The organism is Chromohalobacter canadensis (assembly GCF_034479555.1).
GTDB lineage: Bacteria > Pseudomonadota > Gammaproteobacteria > Pseudomonadales > Halomonadaceae > Chromohalobacter > Chromohalobacter canadensis.
In genome coordinates, this window is record NZ_CP140151.1 from 1,879,554 (window position 1) to 1,896,186 (window position 16,633).

The 16,633-nt window shown below is 61.1% G+C and carries 16 protein-coding genes and 1 other RNA gene; 12 read left to right on the forward strand and 5 right to left on the reverse strand.

Features of this window, described 5'->3' with window-relative positions:
- Positions 1-58: 58 nt before the first annotated feature.
- Positions 59-437, reverse strand: a transfer-messenger RNA (tmRNA) gene (gene ssrA / locus SR908_RS08945).
- A 111-nt stretch (positions 438-548) separates the two neighbouring features.
- Positions 549-1,022, reverse strand: coding sequence for an SsrA-binding protein SmpB (gene smpB / locus SR908_RS08950; protein WP_040239969.1), 474 nt, complete (start codon positions 1,020-1,022; stop codon positions 549-551).
- A 130-nt stretch (positions 1,023-1,152) separates the two neighbouring features.
- Here smpB and SR908_RS08955 point away from each other — a divergent pair, with 130 nt between their 5' ends.
- Both SR908_RS08955 and SR908_RS08960 read left to right on the forward strand, forming a co-directional pair.
- Positions 1,153-1,593: a type II toxin-antitoxin system RatA family toxin gene (locus tag SR908_RS08955; protein WP_097021344.1), complete on the forward strand. Its 441-nt coding sequence runs from the start codon at positions 1,153-1,155 to the stop codon at positions 1,591-1,593.
- On the forward strand, positions 1,580-1,897 hold the full coding sequence (locus tag SR908_RS08960; protein WP_246924112.1) for an RnfH family protein: 318 nt from the start codon (positions 1,580-1,582) through the stop codon (positions 1,895-1,897). The genes SR908_RS08955 and SR908_RS08960 overlap by 14 nt, the downstream gene beginning before the upstream one ends.
- Positions 1,898-1,903: 6 nt before the next feature.
- On the opposite strand, the gene SR908_RS08965 is transcribed toward SR908_RS08960, so the two are convergent.
- Positions 1,904-2,335, reverse strand: coding sequence for an outer membrane protein assembly factor BamE (locus SR908_RS08965; protein WP_246924109.1), 432 nt, complete (start codon positions 2,333-2,335; stop codon positions 1,904-1,906).
- 78 nt (positions 2,336-2,413) lie between these two features.
- On the opposite strand from SR908_RS08965, the gene fur reads away from it, so the two are divergent.
- On the forward strand, positions 2,414-2,866 hold the full coding sequence (fur, locus tag SR908_RS08970; protein ID WP_040239960.1) for a ferric iron uptake transcriptional regulator: 453 nt from the start codon (positions 2,414-2,416) through the stop codon (positions 2,864-2,866).
- Between the two features lie 99 nt (positions 2,867-2,965).
- On the opposite strand, the gene recN is transcribed toward fur, so the two are convergent.
- Complete coding sequence (gene recN / locus SR908_RS08975; RefSeq protein WP_246924107.1) at positions 2,966-4,639, reverse strand: DNA repair protein RecN; 1,674 nt, start codon at positions 4,637-4,639, stop codon at positions 2,966-2,968.
- A 185-nt stretch (positions 4,640-4,824) separates the two neighbouring features.
- Between recN and grpE the strand changes: the two genes are divergently transcribed.
- The 8 genes from grpE to greA all read left to right on the forward strand — a co-directional run bounded on the left by grpE (position 4,825) and on the right by greA (position 15,322).
- A complete protein-coding gene (gene grpE / locus SR908_RS08980) occupies positions 4,825-5,457 on the forward strand; it encodes a nucleotide exchange factor GrpE (protein WP_075369701.1) in 633 nt (210 codons plus the stop codon).
- A gap of 130 nt (positions 5,458-5,587) precedes the next feature.
- Positions 5,588-7,522: a molecular chaperone DnaK gene (gene dnaK / locus SR908_RS08985; RefSeq protein WP_246924104.1), complete on the forward strand. Its 1,935-nt coding sequence runs from the start codon at positions 5,588-5,590 to the stop codon at positions 7,520-7,522.
- Between the two features lie 90 nt (positions 7,523-7,612).
- Positions 7,613-8,752 (forward strand): molecular chaperone DnaJ, encoded by a 1,140-nt coding sequence (gene dnaJ / locus SR908_RS08990; RefSeq protein WP_097021338.1) that lies wholly within the window; start codon positions 7,613-7,615, stop codon positions 8,750-8,752.
- A 187-nt stretch (positions 8,753-8,939) separates the two neighbouring features.
- A complete protein-coding gene (locus tag SR908_RS08995; RefSeq protein ID WP_246924100.1) occupies positions 8,940-9,230 on the forward strand; it encodes a DUF2218 domain-containing protein in 291 nt (96 codons plus the stop codon).
- A 117-nt stretch (positions 9,231-9,347) separates the two neighbouring features.
- The gene (gene dapB / locus SR908_RS09000; RefSeq protein ID WP_246924097.1) at positions 9,348-10,157 is read left to right on the forward strand and encodes a 4-hydroxy-tetrahydrodipicolinate reductase; all 810 of its coding nucleotides are present in this window, start codon (positions 9,348-9,350) and stop codon (positions 10,155-10,157) included.
- 243 nt (positions 10,158-10,400) lie between these two features.
- Complete coding sequence (gene carA, locus SR908_RS09005; protein WP_097021327.1) at positions 10,401-11,546, forward strand: glutamine-hydrolyzing carbamoyl-phosphate synthase small subunit; 1,146 nt, start codon at positions 10,401-10,403, stop codon at positions 11,544-11,546.
- Between the two features lie 72 nt (positions 11,547-11,618).
- Positions 11,619-14,849: a carbamoyl-phosphate synthase large subunit gene (gene carB, locus SR908_RS09010; RefSeq protein ID WP_246924095.1), complete on the forward strand. Its 3,231-nt coding sequence runs from the start codon at positions 11,619-11,621 to the stop codon at positions 14,847-14,849.
- On the forward strand, positions 14,846-15,322 hold the full coding sequence (gene greA, locus SR908_RS09015; protein ID WP_097021325.1) for a transcription elongation factor GreA: 477 nt from the start codon (positions 14,846-14,848) through the stop codon (positions 15,320-15,322). Before carB ends, greA begins: the two co-directional genes overlap by 4 nt.
- Positions 15,323-15,410: 88 nt before the next feature.
- Here the strand turns inward: greA and yhbY are convergent, their stop codons facing one another.
- A complete protein-coding gene (yhbY, locus tag SR908_RS09020; protein ID WP_097021324.1) occupies positions 15,411-15,737 on the reverse strand; it encodes a ribosome assembly RNA-binding protein YhbY in 327 nt (108 codons plus the stop codon).
- A 257-nt stretch (positions 15,738-15,994) separates the two neighbouring features.
- Between yhbY and rlmE the strand changes: the two genes are divergently transcribed.
- Positions 15,995-16,627, forward strand: a complete 633-nt coding sequence (rlmE, locus tag SR908_RS09025) for a 23S rRNA (uridine(2552)-2'-O)-methyltransferase RlmE (protein ID WP_246924081.1) — start codon at positions 15,995-15,997, stop codon at positions 16,625-16,627.
- The last annotated feature ends 6 nt before the right edge of the window (positions 16,628-16,633 follow it).

Here is a 16,633-nt window from a genome sequence, read left to right on the forward strand (position 1 = left end):
CCCCTCGGCTCTGGCAACGAAAAAAAGCCAACCCCTCGGGGTTGGCTTTTTCAGTGTTTGGTGGAGGCGGGGGGAATTGAACCCCCGTCCGCCGGCACTCACCCATCGGCTCTACATGCTTAGGTCCGTCTTTTAATTTAGCGCCTCTGGCTCCGACGGGCAGGATCCAGCGACGCGATTCCTCTAAGTTTTAGCGGCTGACGCGAGGACAAAGCCAGCCGCGATCCCATCAATCTGAGCTCGTATCCCATCGGTGATGAATGGGCACATCACCTCCGGGCCGGACTAGAAGCTAGCAGTTGTTACGCTGCCAGCGCGCCCTGAGCGTAGTTGTCGTCGTTTGCGACTATTTGTCGTAACGTTTGATTTACGAGATACGTTACGCTCTCGGCATGCACCTCAGGGATTGTCACCGGCGTCGAAGCCATGTCGCCCCCGTAAGCGTTTCTACAGTCTAACAGGTTGGGACGCCCCGAGGCTAGTTCAACCCTGTCGCCACGGCTTTTCGTGGCCATAGGCGTCTTTGTCTCGATGCGCCCTTGTCGCGTTCAGTGGGCGCGCATGATACGGGCCTTTTCGCGATTCCAGTCGCGGGCCTTTTCCGTGGCGCGCTTGTCGTGCATCTTCTTGCCGCGTACCAGCGCGAGCTCGCATTTGACGAGATTCTTCTTCCAGTACAATTTCAGCGGCACGCATGTATGCCCCTTGTCCTGGGTACGCGAGAAGATCCTGGCGATCTCCTTGCGGTGCAGTAGCAGCTTGCGCGTACGCGACGGATCCGCCACGACATGCGTGCTCGCGGTGTCGAGCGGCGTGATATGACTGCCTAACAGCCACGCTTCGCCATTCTTGATCAGGATGTAAGTATCGGTGAGCTGCGCCTTGCCGGCGCGCATGCTCTTGATTTCCCATCCGGCCAGCGACAGGCCGGCCTCGAAGGTCTCGTCGATATGGTATTCGAAGCGAGCCTTCTTGTTTTGCGCGATGGTACTTGAGCCGATATTGCCCTTTTTCTTGGCCATGGAACCTCTACATTACGATGCGCCGAATCCGCTAGCCCCATGACATGGGGGAAGGCGTGATATCATTCAAGGCCTTGATGTTAACCTTCCATCATACGCGCAAGGCGCAACAAAGTCAGCGGAGTGGTGAATGCCTACGGTCAATCGGTCTGCCTTGGTGAGACATTCATGCGAGGCGATGTTCGGTCTGGTCAACGATTTCGAGAGTTACCCTGAGTTCTTGCCGGGGTGTCGTCGTGCACGGGTCATTGAGCACGAAGAGGGGCGCTATCTGATAGGTGAGATGACTCTGGGTAAAGGGAGCGTGGAGCAGACGTTGGCCACGCGTAATGACCTTTATCCCTATGAGCGCATCGAGCTGTCGTTGGCCGAGGGGCCTTTCAAGCGTCTCAACGGTCGCTGGCTGTTCACGCCGATGGGCGAGTCGGCCTGTCGGGTGAGCCTGGAAATGGAGTTCGAATTTTCCAACCGCCTGTTGGGAATGGCGTTTGGCAAGCTGTTTCAGCAAGTGGCTGGCCAATTGGTCGACGCGTTTACGCGTCGCGCGGATGCGCTTTATGGCCGCCAGTGACATCGAGCAAACGCATATCAACGTTGAGGTCGCCTTTGCGGAGCCTCATCGTCAGCATATCGTCGCGCTCACGGTGCCATCGGGGACGTCGGCGCGCGACGTGGTCGCGATGGCCGACTTGCCGACCCTGTTTCCCGAGCGTGGGACCGACTTCTTCAGTCATGCACCACTAGGAATCTATGGGCAGGCATTGCGCGAGCCGGCCCGACATACGCTCGTGGAAGGGGACCGCGTCGAGGTCTATCGCCCATTGGAAGTCGACCCCAAGCAAGCGCGCTTGGCGCGGGCTCGGGGAGGCGACTAAGCACGCTTACTCTTCCGGTGCGTAGCTGGGGCCGGCTGCGGGGGCGCCGTCGCCTGGCCCGGAGCCTTCCACCGCCGGGCCGGGGCCACTCTGATTCGAGAGCTCGACATCATCCTCGATGTCGCCTTCACGCTCGATGTCGGCCAGCTTGTCGTCCTGGAAGGTCAGCGTCACGCGCTTTTCTTCCACATCGTCATAGGCTTCGTCGAGATAGAAGACGTAGTCCCAGCGGTTTTCATCGAACGGGCCTTGCAGCAAGGGGCTGCCCATTACATAGCGCACCTGTTCCTTGGTCATGCCAGTCTCGAGTTGCGAGACCATGTCCTTGGTGATGAGATTGCCCTGAGCTAGGTCGCGTTTGTAGACGCCAACGTAGCTGCACCCGCTGACGAGCGCCAGGGCGACGGAAAAGGTGACTGTTTTAATCAAGTTTTGCATTTGCGCCTATCATTCACTATCGTTGCTTGGATTGATCATACCTGACCTACCACGATACTGCGAAGAGCAACCGCAACCATGGCCGATCAGAACCATGAACTGCGCAAGGCGGGGCTAAAAGTCACCTTGCCGCGTGTCAAGATCCTGCAAATTCTCGAAAGTACGCAGGACCAACACCATCTGAGCGCCGAAGACGTCTACAAGGCTCTGCTCGACGCAGGTGACGATGTCGGTCTGGCAACCGTGTATCGCGTCTTGACCCAGTTCGAGACTGCGGGGTTGGTGATTCGTCACAATTTCGATGGCGGGCATGCCGTGTTCGAATTGTCGCAGGAAGAGCACCATGATCATATGGTGTGTCTGGAAAGCGGCGAGATAATCGAGTTTTTCGACGACACGATCGAACGGCGTCAACGCGAGATTGCCGAGGAGCACGGCTTCGAGCTCGTCGATCATGCCCTGGTGTTGTACGTACGCCCCAAGGGTTCTAGCGTAACGCGTCAAGAAGGCTCAGGGCCTGGCAAGAAGTAGCCCGAGCAGTTAGCGTACACCGAAGACGAAACCGGCCCTGATGGCCGGTTTCGTCGTTTCGTACCCCACCGTTGAAGGTGGCTATAGCGCAAGGCTCGCTCAATGCTGGGCGTGCTGGCTGGCGTCGAGCATTTCGCGGGCGTGAGCCAGTGTGCGGTCGGAGAGTTTGACGCCGCCGAGCATGCGGGCCAGTTCGCGCACGCGTCCGGCATCGTCGAGCAGTGCCATATGTGTCAGGGTCGTGTCGTGCTCGGAGCGCTTTTCGATATGCAGATGATGATGCGCCTGGGCCGCAACTTGCGGCAGATGCGTCACGGTCAGGATTTGCCCTTGGGCGCCGAGACGCCGCAGTAGCTGGCCGACGATTTCCGCGATGGCGCCGGAAACGCCGACATCGACTTCGTCGAAGACCATGCTGGGGACGCTGCTATGCTGCGCGGCAACGACCTGGATCGCCAGGCTGATGCGCGATAGCTCGCCACCCGAGGCAACCTTGCTCAGTGGGCGTGACGGCTGGCCGGGGTTGGCGCTGATCATGAAGCGTACCTGGTCGAGCCCTTCGGCCTGGGGCGTCTCGCGCGGTGAAATGGCAACCTCGAAGGTCGCTTTGCCAAGTCCCAAGAAGGCCAGTTGCGCCTGCACGGCTTCGCCGAAGTTGCGTGCCGCCTCAATACGCGCCTCGCTGATGGCCCGCGCCTGCTGTCTGTAGGCGTCACGGGCCTGCTCCACTTCTTCGCCGAGTGCTTCCAGGTCATGCTCACCACCTTCGAGACTCGCCAGTTCGTCGCTCAGACGCTGATGGAGGTCGCGAAGCTCCTCGGGCATGACGTGATGCTTACGTGCGATGCGATGCACTTCGCCGAGGCGGGCATCGACCTCCGTCAGTCGTTGAGGATCGAGCTCGGTGGTCTCGACGAAGTGATGCAGTTCGCGTGCTGCTTCCTCGATCTGGATCTGAGCCTCGCCCAGCATGGACAGGGCGTCCGCCAGTTGGCGTTGGGTCTTTTCGGGGGCGTTTCCCAGGCGGGCGTTGGCGTGATGCAGCAATGAAAGCGCGCCGTGTTCGTCCTGATCGCAGCAGTCGGCGGCGAACTGGGCGTCACCCAGGACTTCCTCCAGATTGGCCAACTGGGTCTGCTCATCCTCCAGCGTCTCCAGTTCGCCTTCGGCGAGCGCCAGTTGATCCAGCTCCTCGACCTGGTAACGCAGTAGCTGACGCCGTGCCTGCACTTCATTGCCGCTTTCTTGCAGGTCGCGCAGTCGCCGTCGGCGTGCACGCCAGTGATGAAAGTGCTCGCCGAGGGTCGACACGGCCTCGGTCTGGCCGGCATAGGTGTCGAGCAGGCGCAGATGCGTTTCTTCGCGCAAGAGCGCTTGATGGGCGTGCTGGCTGTGGACCTCGATGAGATGCTCGCCGAGCGCTCTCAGGTCGCTCACTGTAACAGGCTGGCCGTTGATCCAGGCCTTGGAGCGCCCCGAGGCGGTGACGACACGCCGGAGCAGGCATTCGTCTTGTGGCAGTTCGCGCTCGGCGAGCCAGGCGCGGGCGTCGGCGAGCCGGGCGATATCGAAGCGCGCACTGATATCTGCGCGTTCGCAGCCGTGGCGTACGCTGCCCACGTCGGCGCGCTCTCCCAGGCATAATCCCAAAGCGCCAAGCATGATCGATTTGCCGGCGCCGGTCTCGCCGGTGATGGCCGTCATACCGTCGTGCAGGTCCAGATCGAGGCGCTCGACGATGGCGTAGTCGCGAATGGCTAGCTGTATCAGCATGAAAACCTCCGGGCGTCGGAAACGAAGCTGATCTCTGTGTGTTTATACAGTAGTTGGGTGAGGGCTTCAATTGCCAGGCATCGCAAGCGATAGGGGTGGCTTGAGATCGTTCATCGCATCCCCATATAGGAGGCAATCGCTTATTAGATGCGGCTTCGGGCCGCGCCAGCTGTCAGGAGAAACTCATGGCCAAAGACCCGCAGACCCCGACCGAGGAAGAGCTGGCTCGCGCTGAGCGCGATGCCGAACCCCAACCGGACGATACCACTGGAGACGATGCCGAACTCGAAGGCGTCGTCGAGGATGTCGAGGCCAGCGAGGCCGATGCCGAGGCGCTCGAAAACCCGGAAGCCGACGCGCTGGCTGTGCGTGTCGAAGAGTTGGAGCAAGCCTTGACGGAGTCCAAGGATCAGGCGGCGCGTGCCGCCGCCGAAGCGCAGAACGTGCGTCGCCGCGCCGAGCAAGATGTCGAGAAGGCACGCAAGTTCGCCTTGGAAAAATTCGTCAAGGAACTGCTACCCGTGATCGACAGCCTGGAAAAGGCATCGGAGTCGATGCAGGAAGGCGCTAGCGAGGTGCATCGCGAAGGGGTCTCGATGACTCTGAAGCTGCAGCTCGACGTGCTCAACAAGTTCGGTGTGGAAGCCGTCGATCCGCAAGGCGAGCCGTTCGACCCTCAGGTGCATGAAGCCATGACCATGGTGCCCAACCCCGAGGTTGAGCCCAATACGGTGATCGAGGTCATGCAGAAGGGGTATTTGTTGAATGGACGTCTGGTACGTCCGGCGATGGTAGTCGTCAGCCAAGCCGCCAATTGATGTGGCAGGGGAGGGATGTGACGTCGAGACCCTTGAAAGGCGTAACCCCACCCCCCAAATAGACGAACAACGAGGCGGCAATGCCGCCGACGAAGACGAAACAGTCAAGCAACGATTTTGAGGTATTCCAATGGGACGCATCATCGGTATCGATTTGGGGACCACCAACTCCTGTGTTGCCATCCTTGACGGCGGCAATGCGAAGGTAATCGAAAACGCGGAAGGTGCACGCACCACGCCGTCCATCATCGCCTACACCGACGATGGTGAGACGCTGGTTGGCCAGGCCGCCAAGCGCCAGGCCGTGACCAACCCGAGCAACACGCTGTACGCGATCAAGCGCCTGATCGGCCGCAAGTTCAAGGACGACGTCGTCCAGAAGGACATCAAGATGGTGCCCTACACCATCGCTGAGGCCGATAACGGCGACGCTTGGGTCGAAGTCAAGGGTAACAAGCTGGCACCGCCGCAGGTTAGCGCGGAAGTGCTGAAGAAGATGAAGAAGACCGCCGAAGACTATCTCGGTGAAGAAGTCACCGACGCGGTAATCACCGTGCCGGCGTACTTCAACGATAGCCAGCGTCAGGCGACCAAGGACGCGGGTCGCATCGCCGGTCTCGAAGTCAAGCGCATCATCAACGAGCCGACGGCGGCCGCGCTGGCCTACGGCATGGACAAGTCTCGCGGCGACAAGACCATCGCGGTCTATGATCTGGGCGGCGGCACCTTCGATATCTCCATCATCGAAGTGGCCGATGTCGATGGCGAGACCCAGTTCGAGGTGCTGGCCACCAATGGTGACACCTTCTTGGGCGGCGAAGATTTCGATCTCAAGCTGATCGACTATCTCGTGCAGCAGTTCAAGAGCGATTCCGGCATCGACTTGTCTGGCGACAGCCTCGCCATGCAGCGTCTGAAGGAGGCCGCCGAGAAGGCCAAGATCGAGCTTTCCTCGGCACAGCAGACTGAAGTCAACCTGCCGTATATTACGGCCGACAACACCGGGCCCAAGCACCTTAACGTCAAGGTGACGCGTGCCAAGCTCGAGTCGTTGGTCGAAGAGCTGGTGCAGAAATCGTTGGCGCCTTGCAAGACGGCGCTGAGCGACGCTGGCCTGTCTGCGTCGGAGATCGACGACGTGATCCTGGTGGGCGGTCAGACGCGCATGCCGCAGGTGCAGTCCAAGGTTGCCGACTTCTTCGGCAAGGACGCCCGCAAGGACGTCAACCCGGACGAAGCCGTGGCCGTGGGCGCGGCGATTCAGGGCGGCGTGCTGGGCGGCGACGTCAAGGACGTCCTGCTGCTCGACGTCACGCCGCTGACCCTGGGCATCGAAACCCTGGGTGGCGTCATGACGCCGCTGATCGAGAAGAACACCACCATCCCGACCAAGAAGACTCAAACCTTCTCGACTGCGGATGACAACCAGACTGCCGTGACCATCCATGTGCAGCAGGGTGAGCGCAAGCAGTCCAGCGGCAACAAGTCACTGGGTCGCTTCGATCTGGCCGACATTCCGCCGGCACCGCGTGGCGTGCCTCAGATCGAAGTCGCATTCGATCTGGATGCCAACGGCATCCTCAACGTCTCCGCCAAGGACAAGGCCACCGGCAAGGAACAGTCCATCGTCATCAAGGCCTCTGGCGGTCTTTCCGACGAAGAGATCGATCAGATGGTCCAGGACGCCGAGGCGCATGAGGCCGAGGACAAGAAGTTCGAGGATCTGGTGCAGCTGCGTAACCAGGCCGATGGCATGGTCCATGCCGCGCGCAAGACGCTCGAAGAAGCCGGTGATAAGGTCGAGGCCAGCGAGAAAGAGCAGATCGAGACCGCGATCAGCGAACTCGAGGAAGCCACTAAGGGCGACGACCAGGAGCATATCCAGGCCAAGCTCGATGCGCTGACCGAGGCCTCCGGCAACCTGGCGCAGAAGATGTACGCCGAACAAGGCGATGCGAGCGCCGAGGGTGGTGAGCAACAAGCTGACGATGGCGCCCAGAAGAAAGAAGACGACGTGGTTGACGCCGAGTACGAGGAAGTCAACGACGACCAGAAGAAGCAGTAACCACGACGTCTGATGCTCGCATGACGGCAGCGCGGGGGATGTTCTCCCGCGTTGCTGTTTGCGCAGCGCCGACACGGAGGCGGACCATCCATGTCCAAGCGTGACTATTACGAAGTATTGGGCATCGAGCGGGGAGCCGATCAGAAAGAGATCAAAAAGGCTTACCGTCGACTCGCCCAGAAGTACCATCCGGATCGCAATCCGGATGATGACACCTCGGCGGAGAAGTTCCGCGAAGTCTCCGAGGCTTATGAAGTCCTCGCCGATGAAGAAAAGCGTGCTGCCTATGACCAGTTCGGCCATGCCGGCGTTGACGGTCAAGGGGGCGGCGGCTTCGGCGGTGGCGGCGCCGGAGCAGGCGGATTCAGCGATATCTTCGGCGATGTGTTCGGCGATATCTTCGGGGGCGGCGGTCGTCGCAACCCCAATGCGCCGCAGCGTGGTGCTGACCTGCGCTACAACCTCGAGATCGACCTCGAGGATGCCGTTGCCGGCACCACGGTCGATATCCGCGTACCGCGTCACATCGCATGTGAGCATTGCGATGGCGATGGTGCCGAGCCGGGCTCCAGCAAGGAGACCTGCCCGACCTGTCACGGTCAGGGTCAGGTGCGTATGCAGCAGGGCTTCTTCGCCGTGCAGCAGACCTGTCCGACCTGTCATGGCGCCGGTCAGAGCATCAAGGTGCCGTGCCGCAAGTGTCATGGTGAAGGGCGCGTGCGCGAAACGCGGACCTTGTCGGTGAAGATCCCCGCTGGCGTGGATACCGGCGATCGGATTCGTCTCAACAACGAAGGTGAATCGGGGCTCAACGGTGGGCCGCCGGGTGATCTTTACGTGCAGGCGGCGATCAAGCCGCACCCGATCTTCGAGCGTGACGGTCGCCACCTGCTGTGTGACGTACCGATCAACTTCATCGACGCGACGCTGGGCGGTGAGCTGGAAGTGCCGACCCTGGACGGTCGGGTCAAGTTGAAGATTCCGCCGGAGACGCAAACCGGCAAGATGTTCCGGCTCAAGGGCAAGGGCGTCAAGCCGGTGCGTGGCGGCCCGCCTGGCGACCTGTTGTGCAAGGTCGTGGTCGAAACGCCGGTCGACTTGAGCGAGGAGCAGAAGGACTTGTTGCGCCAGTTCCAGGAGAGTCTGGACGGCAGCAACAGCCATCACTCGCCGAAGAAGTCGAGCTTCTTCGATGGCGTGAAGAAGTTCTTCGAGGACATGAAGCCGTAGGCGAGCCTCGGCATTTTCTCCTCAGACCCCGTCATGGCATACATGGCGGGGTTTTCTCGTATAAGGGGCTGGCCTCGGCTGCGCAGGAGAGTGCTGTCTTACCTCGAACGCCTCGTTGCGTGTTGGGAGTGCCCGTGCGTGCCATAATGCGATTACCATTAGAGGGCTAATCGAATAGGGAGGCCTTATGTCCGAGTCCCAAGCTGTCGTGTCGACGACATCCGGTTCGCGTTATATCAATCGCCTATGCAAGCACTGGCAGCACAAGCTGAGCGTTGCCCACGACGAGCATCAGGGGCGAGTCACGTTCGACGGCGGAGTGTGTCACATGCGCGCCGAGGCGGATGCCTTGCATCTGCAGCTGGCGGCCGAGGATGCGGCGACCCGCGAGCACCTTGAAGAGGTCGTGGCGGTGCATCTCGAGCGGATGGCTAGCCGTGAGACGCTCGATATCGTCTGGCAGCCCGCCATGACCTGATGCCGACGGCGGTTCATTCGCGATCACGCCGCCCGTGATTGGTGGTGCGTGACGGGAATGCGGGACGGTTTGGTATACTCTCCGGTATTCATCGACACGCAATCGCAAGGAGTCCACATGACGCGTATCGCCATCGTCGGCGTCGCCGGGCGCATGGGCCGCACCCTGGTCAATGCCGTACAGCAGGATCCCGAGGCCAGCTTGGCGGGAGGCATCGTCGAGCCCGGTAGCTCATTGGTCGGTGCCGATCTGGGCGAGCTCGCCGGTGCTGGGCGCTTGGGCGTGAACGCCACGGATGACCCGGCTGCCATCGTCGATGCCTTCGATGTGCTGATCGACTTCACCACGCCTCGAGTCACGTTGGCCAATCTGGCGTTTTGTGCTGAGCACGGCAAGGCCATCGTGATCGGCACCACGGGGCTCTCCGACGCCGAGCTCGCCGAGCTCGACGGTTATCGTGACCGCGTTCCCATGGTCTTCGCGCCCAACATGAGCGTCGGCGTCAACCTCACCCTCAAGCTGTTGGAAACCGCTGCTCGGGCGCTGGGTGACGAGGGCTACGATATCGAAGTGAGTGAGGCGCATCATCGCCACAAGGTCGACGCGCCTTCCGGCACGGCGCTGAAGATGGGAGAGGTCTTGGCCAAGGCCCTGAATCGCGACCTCAAGGAAGATGGCGTCTTCGAACGTGTGGGGCAATGTGGCCCACGCGGCGACAAGGAAATCGGTTTCGCCACCGTGCGTGCCGGCGATATTGTCGGCGAGCATACCGTGATGTTCGCCACCGAGGGCGAGCGCATCGAGATTACGCACAAGGCGTCCAGCCGCATGACTTTCGCCAAGGGCGCGGTGCGCGCGGCGCGTTGGGTCGCCTCGCGCGACAGCGGTCGCTACGATATGCAGGACGTACTGGGCCTCAAGGGCTAGTCTGCGACCTGTAAATCGCGTATCATCGAGTCAATTTGGCCAAGCAAACGCATTGATGGCCACAGGGATCCGAGCGAATGACAACAAGGCGGGATGAAACCGGGCTTCTTTCAGGTTTCGTCCCGCTTTTTTACGACCCGCGAGCAGCGGTCGTCGATACTCTCAGTGCTCCTTGAATACGAGGGGCCCGGCGGCTCGCCGGCCCTGGCTCAGACTCGCGCATGACAAGGGGAGGACGTTGCGTTGATCAGACCCGCGATATTGGCCTTGGAAGACGGTAGTGTATTTCATGGCAGCGCCATCGGAGCCGATGGGCAAACGAGTGGTGAAGTGGTTTTCAATACGGCCATGACTGGCTACCAGGAAATCCTCACCGACCCCTCCTATACGCGACAAATCGTTACCCTCACTTATCCCCATATCGGCAATACCGGCGTCAACGCCGAGGACATCGAGTCCGCCGCCATCGCTGCGGCCGGTCTGGTGATCCGTGATTTGCCGCTCATGGCCAGCAATTTTCGCAGTGAGGCGAGCCTTGACGAGTACCTCAAGCGTAGCAACGTGCTGGGCATCGCCGATATCGATACGCGGCGTCTGACGCGGCTATTGCGCGAAAAGGGCGCGCAAAACGGCGCGATCCTGGCGGGTAGCGATGCCGAAGGCGAAGATGCCGTCGAGCGGGCCTTGGTCGCGGCGCGTGCCTTTCCCGGCCTCAAGGGCATGGACCTCGCCAAGGAGGTGAGCTGTAGCGACGCCTACGAATGGAGCGAAGGCGAGTGGGCGCTGGGCAGCGGCTACGCCGATGCGACCGAGCGTGAGCGTCCGTTTCATGTGGTGGCGTATGACTATGGGGCGAAGTTCAACATTTTGCGCATGCTGGCCTCACGCGGTTGTCGCCTGACGGTGGTGCCAGCGCAGACTCCGGCCGCCGAGGTGCTGGCGATGAACCCCGATGGCGTCTTCCTGGCCAATGGTCCCGGTGATCCCGAGCCTTGCGATTACGCCATCGCGGCGATTCGCGAGGTGCTCGATGCCGGCCTGCCACTGTTCGGTATTTGCCTGGGGCATCAACTGCTGGGCTTGGCCTCCGGGGCGCGTACGGTGAAGATGAACAACGGCCATCATGGCGCCAACCATCCGGTCGAGGATCTCGACACCGGCCGGGTGATGATCACCAGCCAGAATCACGGCTTCGCGGTCGACGAAGCGAGTCTGCCGGCCAACGTGCGGGCCACGCACCGTTCGCTGTTCGATGGCACGTTGCAAGGCATCGAGCGGACCGATTGCCCGGCGTTCAGCTTTCAGGGGCACCCCGAGGCCAGCCCCGGCCCACGCGATGTCGCGCCGCTGTTCGACCGCTTCATCGCCTTGATGCAAGCGCGTCGCTAAGGCCCCGCCTCCGCGCGTCGGAGGCGCTTTCACGTTGAGCCGTCGTCAGTCACCAAGTTAGCGGGAATCGTCATGCCGAAACGTACCGACATCCAAAGCATTCTGATCATCGGCGCCGGGCCCATCGTCATTGGGCAGGCGTGCGAATTCGATTACTCCGGCGCCCAGGCCTGCAAGGCACTGCGCGAGGAGGGGTATCGGGTCATCCTGGTCAACTCCAATCCGGCCACCATCATGACCGATCCGGTGATGGCGGATGCGACCTATATCGAGCCGATCACCTGGCAGGCGGTGGCCCAGATCATCGAGAAAGAACGCCCCGACGCCATCCTGCCAACGATGGGGGGGCAGACGGCGCTCAACTGCGCGCTGGAACTCGACAAGCAGGGCGTGTTGACGCAATACGGCGTGGAGATGATCGGTGCCAATGCCGACGCCATCAACAAGGCCGAGGATCGCGACCTGTTCGACAAGGCGATGAAGAACATTGGTCTGGAGTGCCCCAAGGCCAAGGTCGCCCATCGCATGAGCGAAGCGTGGGAAATCCAGGGTGAGCTGGGCTTTCCGGTGATCATTCGCCCGTCCTACACCATGGGGGGTTCCGGTGGCGGCGTGGCCTATAACAAGGAAGAGTTCGAGGAAATCTGCACGCGCGGCTTCGAGCTCTCCAACAACCATGAGCTGTTGATCGACGAGTCGCTGCTGGGCTGGAAGGAATACGAGATGGAGGTCGTGCGCGACAAGCATGACAACTGCATCATCGTGTGCGCCATCGAGAATTTCGACCCCATGGGCGTGCATACCGGGGACTCCATTACCGTTGCCCCGGCGCAGACGCTGACCGACAAGGAATACCAGGTCATGCGTGACGCCTCGCTGGCGGTGTTGCGCGAGATCGGCGTGGAGACTGGCGGCTCCAACGTGCAGTTCGGGGTCGACCCGCAAACCGGTCGTGTGGTGGTCATCGAGATGAACCCGCGCGTCAGCCGCTCCTCGGCGCTGGCGTCCAAGGCGACCGGCTTCCCGATCGCCAAGATCGCCGCCAAGTTGGCGGTCGGCTATACGCTCGACGAGCTGCAAAACGACATTACCGGCGGCAAGACGCCGGCCTCGTTCGAGCCGTCGATCGATTACGTGGTCACCAAGATCCCGCGCTTCACCTTCGAGAAGTTTCCTCAGGCCAATGACCGCCTCACCACCCAGATGAAATCGGTGGGCGAAACCATGGCCATCGGGCGGACCTTCCAGGAATCGCTGCAAAAAGCCTTGCGTGGCCTGGAAATCGGCGCCGATGGCCTCGATCCCAAGGTGACCGACTTCAACGGCGCTGGCATGGCCTTGATCAAGGGCGAGCTGCAGGCCGCCGGGGCCGACCGTATTTTCTTCGTCGCTGACGCGATGCGTGCGGGCATGAGCCTCGACGAGGTCTTCGAGCTGACTAATATCGATCGCTGGTTCCTGGTGCAGATCGAGGAGCTGGTGCGTCTCGAACAGCAAACCGCCAGTCGCTCACTGAACGAGTTGTCGGCATCGACGCTGTTCCGTCTCAAGCGCAAGGGCTTTGCCGATGCGCGCCTGGCCACGCTGCTTGGGGTCTCCGAGGAGGAGTTCCGCAAGACGCGTCAAAAGCACGGCATTCGCCCTGTCTACAAGCGGGTCGATACCTGCGCCGCCGAGTTCGCCTCCGATACCGCTTACATGTACTCCACCTACGAGGAGGAATGCGAAGCCGAGGTCAGCGATCGCCAGAAGATCATGGTGCTGGGCGGCGGGCCCAACCGCATCGGCCAGGGTATCGAGTTCGACTACTGCTGCGTGCACGCGGCGCTCGCCATGCGCGAGGATGGCTTTGAAACCATCATGGTCAACTGCAACCCCGAAACCGTGTCCACCGACTACGACACCAGTGACCGCCTCTACTTCGAGCCGGTGACGCTCGAAGATGTGCTGGAGATCGCCGATAAGGAGAAACCGGCCGGTGTGATCGTGCAGTTTGGTGGCCAGACGCCGCTCAAGCTGGCGCGCGCGCTGGAAGCCGCTGGCGTGCCGATCATCGGCACTACGCCGGATGCGATCGATCGCGCTGAAGATCGCGAGCGCTTCCAGAAGATGATCGATAAGCTGGGTCTCAAGCAGCCGCCCAATGCCACTGCGCGCAGCTTCGAGGATGCTTTCTCCAAGGCCGAGAAGATCGGCTACCCGCTGGTGGTGCGTCCCAGCTACGTACTGGGCGGTCGCGCTATGGAGATCGTCTATGACGCCTCCGAGCTGGAAAGCTACATGACCCACGCGGTCAAGGTCTCCAACGACTCACCGGTGCTTCTGGATCACTTCCTCAATGCGGCCGTGGAGATCGATATCGACGCGGTCAGCGACGGCGAGCAGGTGGTGATCGGCGGCATCATGCAGCATATCGAGCAGGCCGGTGTTCACTCTGGCGACTCGGCGTGCTCGTTGCCGCCGTATTCGCTGCCGCCCGAGGTGCAGGACGAGATGCGCGACCAGGTCAAGCGCATGGCACTGGAGCTCAACGTGGTCGGGCTGATGAACGTGCAGCTCGCCTGGCAGGATGGCGAGATCTACGTCATCGAGGTCAACCCGCGGGCGTCGCGCACGGTGCCTTTCGTGTCCAAGTGCATCGGCACCTCGCTGGCCCAGGTCGCGGCGCGCTGCATGGCGGGTAAGACCCTTGCCGAGCAGGACTTCACCCGCGAGCGCTTGCCGGGCTATTACAGCGTCAAGGAAGCCGTCTTCCCGTTCAACAAGTTCCCGGGCGTCGACCCGATCCTGTCGCCGGAGATGAAGTCGACCGGTGAGGTAATGGGGAGTGGCGCGACCTTCGCCGAGGCCTTCTACAAGGCGCAGCTCGGCGCGGGCGAGGCGATTCCGCGCTTGAGCGGTGAGCGCCAGGCTTTCCTCTCGGTACGTGACCCGGACAAGAGCGAGATTACCGAGGTGGCGCAATCTCTGCTAGCATTGGGCTTTAGCCTGATCGCGACCCGTGGCACTGCCATCGCTCTCGAAGCGGCTGGCCTCCCGGTCAAGGTCGTCAATAAGGTCTATGAAGGTCGCCCCCATATCGTCGATATGCTCAAAAACGACGAGGTGGCCTATATCGTAAATACGACCGAAGGCCGCCAGGCGATCAGTGATTCTTCCGTGATCCGCCGTACCGCACTCGCTCGCAAGGTCCCTTATGCCACAACGCTGGCTGGGGCGCGTGCGGTGTGTATGGCGCTTGAGTATGGAAATGCAATTACCGTACGGCGGCTGCAGGAACTGCATGCAGGAGCAAGCACATGAACAAGGTCCCGATGACCGTCGCAGGTGAGCAAAGCCTGCGAAAGGAGCTCGAGCACCTCAAGAGCGTGGAGCGTCCCCAGGTGATCAACGCTATTGCCGAGGCGCGTGAACACGGTGATCTCAAGGAGAACGCCGAGTACCATGCTGCGCGGGAGCAGCAAGGGTTCATCGAAGGGCGCATTCAGGAAATCGAAGGCAAGCTGTCCGCGTCGCAGGTGATCGACGTCACCAAGTTGCCCAAGACCGGCAAGGTGATCTTTGGTGTGACGGTCGAGTTGATCAACCTCCAGGATGACGAGGACGTGCGCTATCGGATCGTCGGCGAAGACGAAGCCGACATCAAGGAAGGGCGGATTTCCGTAACATCGCCGATCGCGCGCGCTTTGATCGGCAAGGAAGAAGGCGACACGGTGTTGGTGCGCACGCCGGGCGGTGATGTCGAATACGAGATTGCCGGGGTCGAGCATCTCTGAGCTACGAGCTACGAGCTAAAAACGCCAGCGATGTCGCTGGCGTTTTTCATTTCGGGGATTCTGCTTTTCGCGGCTCGCGGCTCGCGGCTTAGCGCCGTCCGTGGTGGTTTTCGAAGCGCTGGATGTTGGATAGCTTGGGGTTGACTCGAGGGTTGCGGCGATACAGCAGCGCAACCTTGCCGATCGTCTGGACGAGTTCGCTGTGGCTGGCTTCGGTCAATTCGTCGATCACGGTTTGACGGGCGTCGCGATCGCCGATGGCGAGCTTGACCTTGATCAGCTCGTGATCTTCCAGGGCGCGAGCTAGCTCGGCCAAGACGCCTTCGGTCAGTCCGTTTTCCGAGACCGTCACCACGGGGTTCAGGTGGTGGCCGATGCTGCGAAATGCTTTCTTTTGTGCCTGTGACAAGCTCATGGTATCGTGACTGTTCCGGGTTGGCGGACACTCGGCGTTTTGCCGAGGGCGTTATCTGAATACGGCCAAGCCGCAGACCGGCGCAACTGCTGTCGGTCGTCCTGGCCTTGTGGCCAGCCCTTGAAGTGGGGCGCCGAGACAAGATAGAACGCGCCATGTTACGGGGAAAGCGGCGTCTTGGAAAGGCCGTGCCGCCCGCTCAGCTAGCCTACCCTGCCTTCCGGACGAGTTTTGACCGCTATCGATTTAGGTGACCCGTGGCACGTTCCTCGCATAATAGCAAGAGCTCGGCCTCTTGGCTCAAGGAGCACTTCGACGATCGCTACGTGCAGCGTTCGTGGCAAGATGGTTATCGCTCGCGGGCGAGTTACAAGCTACTCGAGCTCGATGCCAAGGATGCGTTGCTCAAGCCAGGCATGACAGTCATTGATCTTGGCGCTGCGCCAGGCGGATGGAGCCAGATTGCCGCCGATAAGGTCGGGGCCAAGGGCTGCGTGGTGGCGTCGGACATCCTGGAGGTAGATGCGCTGGCCGGGGTGACGTTCGTGCAGGGCGACTTCACCGAAATGGATGTGCTGGAACGAATTCTTGCCGCCTTGGAAGGGCGTCGTGTCGACCTTGTGATGTCCGATATGGCCCCCAATATGAGTGGTATGGCGGCCATTGATCAGCCCCAGGCGATGTATCTCGTCGAGCTGGCGCTGGATCTGGCGCGTCAGACCTTATCGCCTGGTGGGCGTTTGTTGGCCAAGGTCTTCCAGGGAGAAGGGTTCGATGAATATTTGAAAGAGCTGCGCAGCAGCTTTCGCAAGGTGACGACTCGCAAGCCGGAAGCCTCGCGTGCCCGTTCGCGCGAAGTCTACCTGCTTGCAGAAGGATTCCACGGCTGAGCTTGC

Excerpts from the sequence above, each read along its gene's own strand:
- dapB (WP_246924097.1), top strand. The coding sequence starts at position 9,348 with ATGACGCGTATCGCCATCGTCGGCGTCGCCGGGCGCATGGGCCGCACC.
- dnaK (WP_246924104.1), top strand. The coding sequence starts at position 5,588 with ATGGGACGCATCATCGGTATCGATTTGGGGACCACCAACTCCTGTGTT.
- SR908_RS08995 (WP_246924100.1), top strand. The coding sequence starts at position 8,940 with ATGTCCGAGTCCCAAGCTGTCGTGTCGACGACATCCGGTTCGCGTTAT.
- smpB (WP_040239969.1), bottom strand. The coding sequence starts at position 1,022 with ATGGCCAAGAAAAAGGGCAATATCGGCTCAAGTACCATCGCGCAAAAC.
- dnaJ (WP_097021338.1), top strand. The coding sequence starts at position 7,613 with ATGTCCAAGCGTGACTATTACGAAGTATTGGGCATCGAGCGGGGAGCC.
- carB (WP_246924095.1), top strand. The coding sequence starts at position 11,619 with ATGCCGAAACGTACCGACATCCAAAGCATTCTGATCATCGGCGCCGGG.
- SR908_RS08955 (WP_097021344.1), top strand. The coding sequence starts at position 1,153 with ATGCCTACGGTCAATCGGTCTGCCTTGGTGAGACATTCATGCGAGGCG.
- SR908_RS08960 (WP_246924112.1), top strand. The coding sequence starts at position 1,580 with ATGGCCGCCAGTGACATCGAGCAAACGCATATCAACGTTGAGGTCGCC.
- yhbY (WP_097021324.1), bottom strand. The coding sequence starts at position 15,737 with ATGAGCTTGTCACAGGCACAAAAGAAAGCATTTCGCAGCATCGGCCAC.
- grpE (WP_075369701.1), top strand. The coding sequence starts at position 4,825 with ATGGCCAAAGACCCGCAGACCCCGACCGAGGAAGAGCTGGCTCGCGCT.
- recN (WP_246924107.1), bottom strand. The coding sequence starts at position 4,639 with ATGCTGATACAGCTAGCCATTCGCGACTACGCCATCGTCGAGCGCCTC.
- SR908_RS08965 (WP_246924109.1), bottom strand. The coding sequence starts at position 2,335 with ATGCAAAACTTGATTAAAACAGTCACCTTTTCCGTCGCCCTGGCGCTC.
- fur (WP_040239960.1), top strand. The coding sequence starts at position 2,414 with ATGGCCGATCAGAACCATGAACTGCGCAAGGCGGGGCTAAAAGTCACC.
- greA (WP_097021325.1), top strand. The coding sequence starts at position 14,846 with ATGAACAAGGTCCCGATGACCGTCGCAGGTGAGCAAAGCCTGCGAAAG.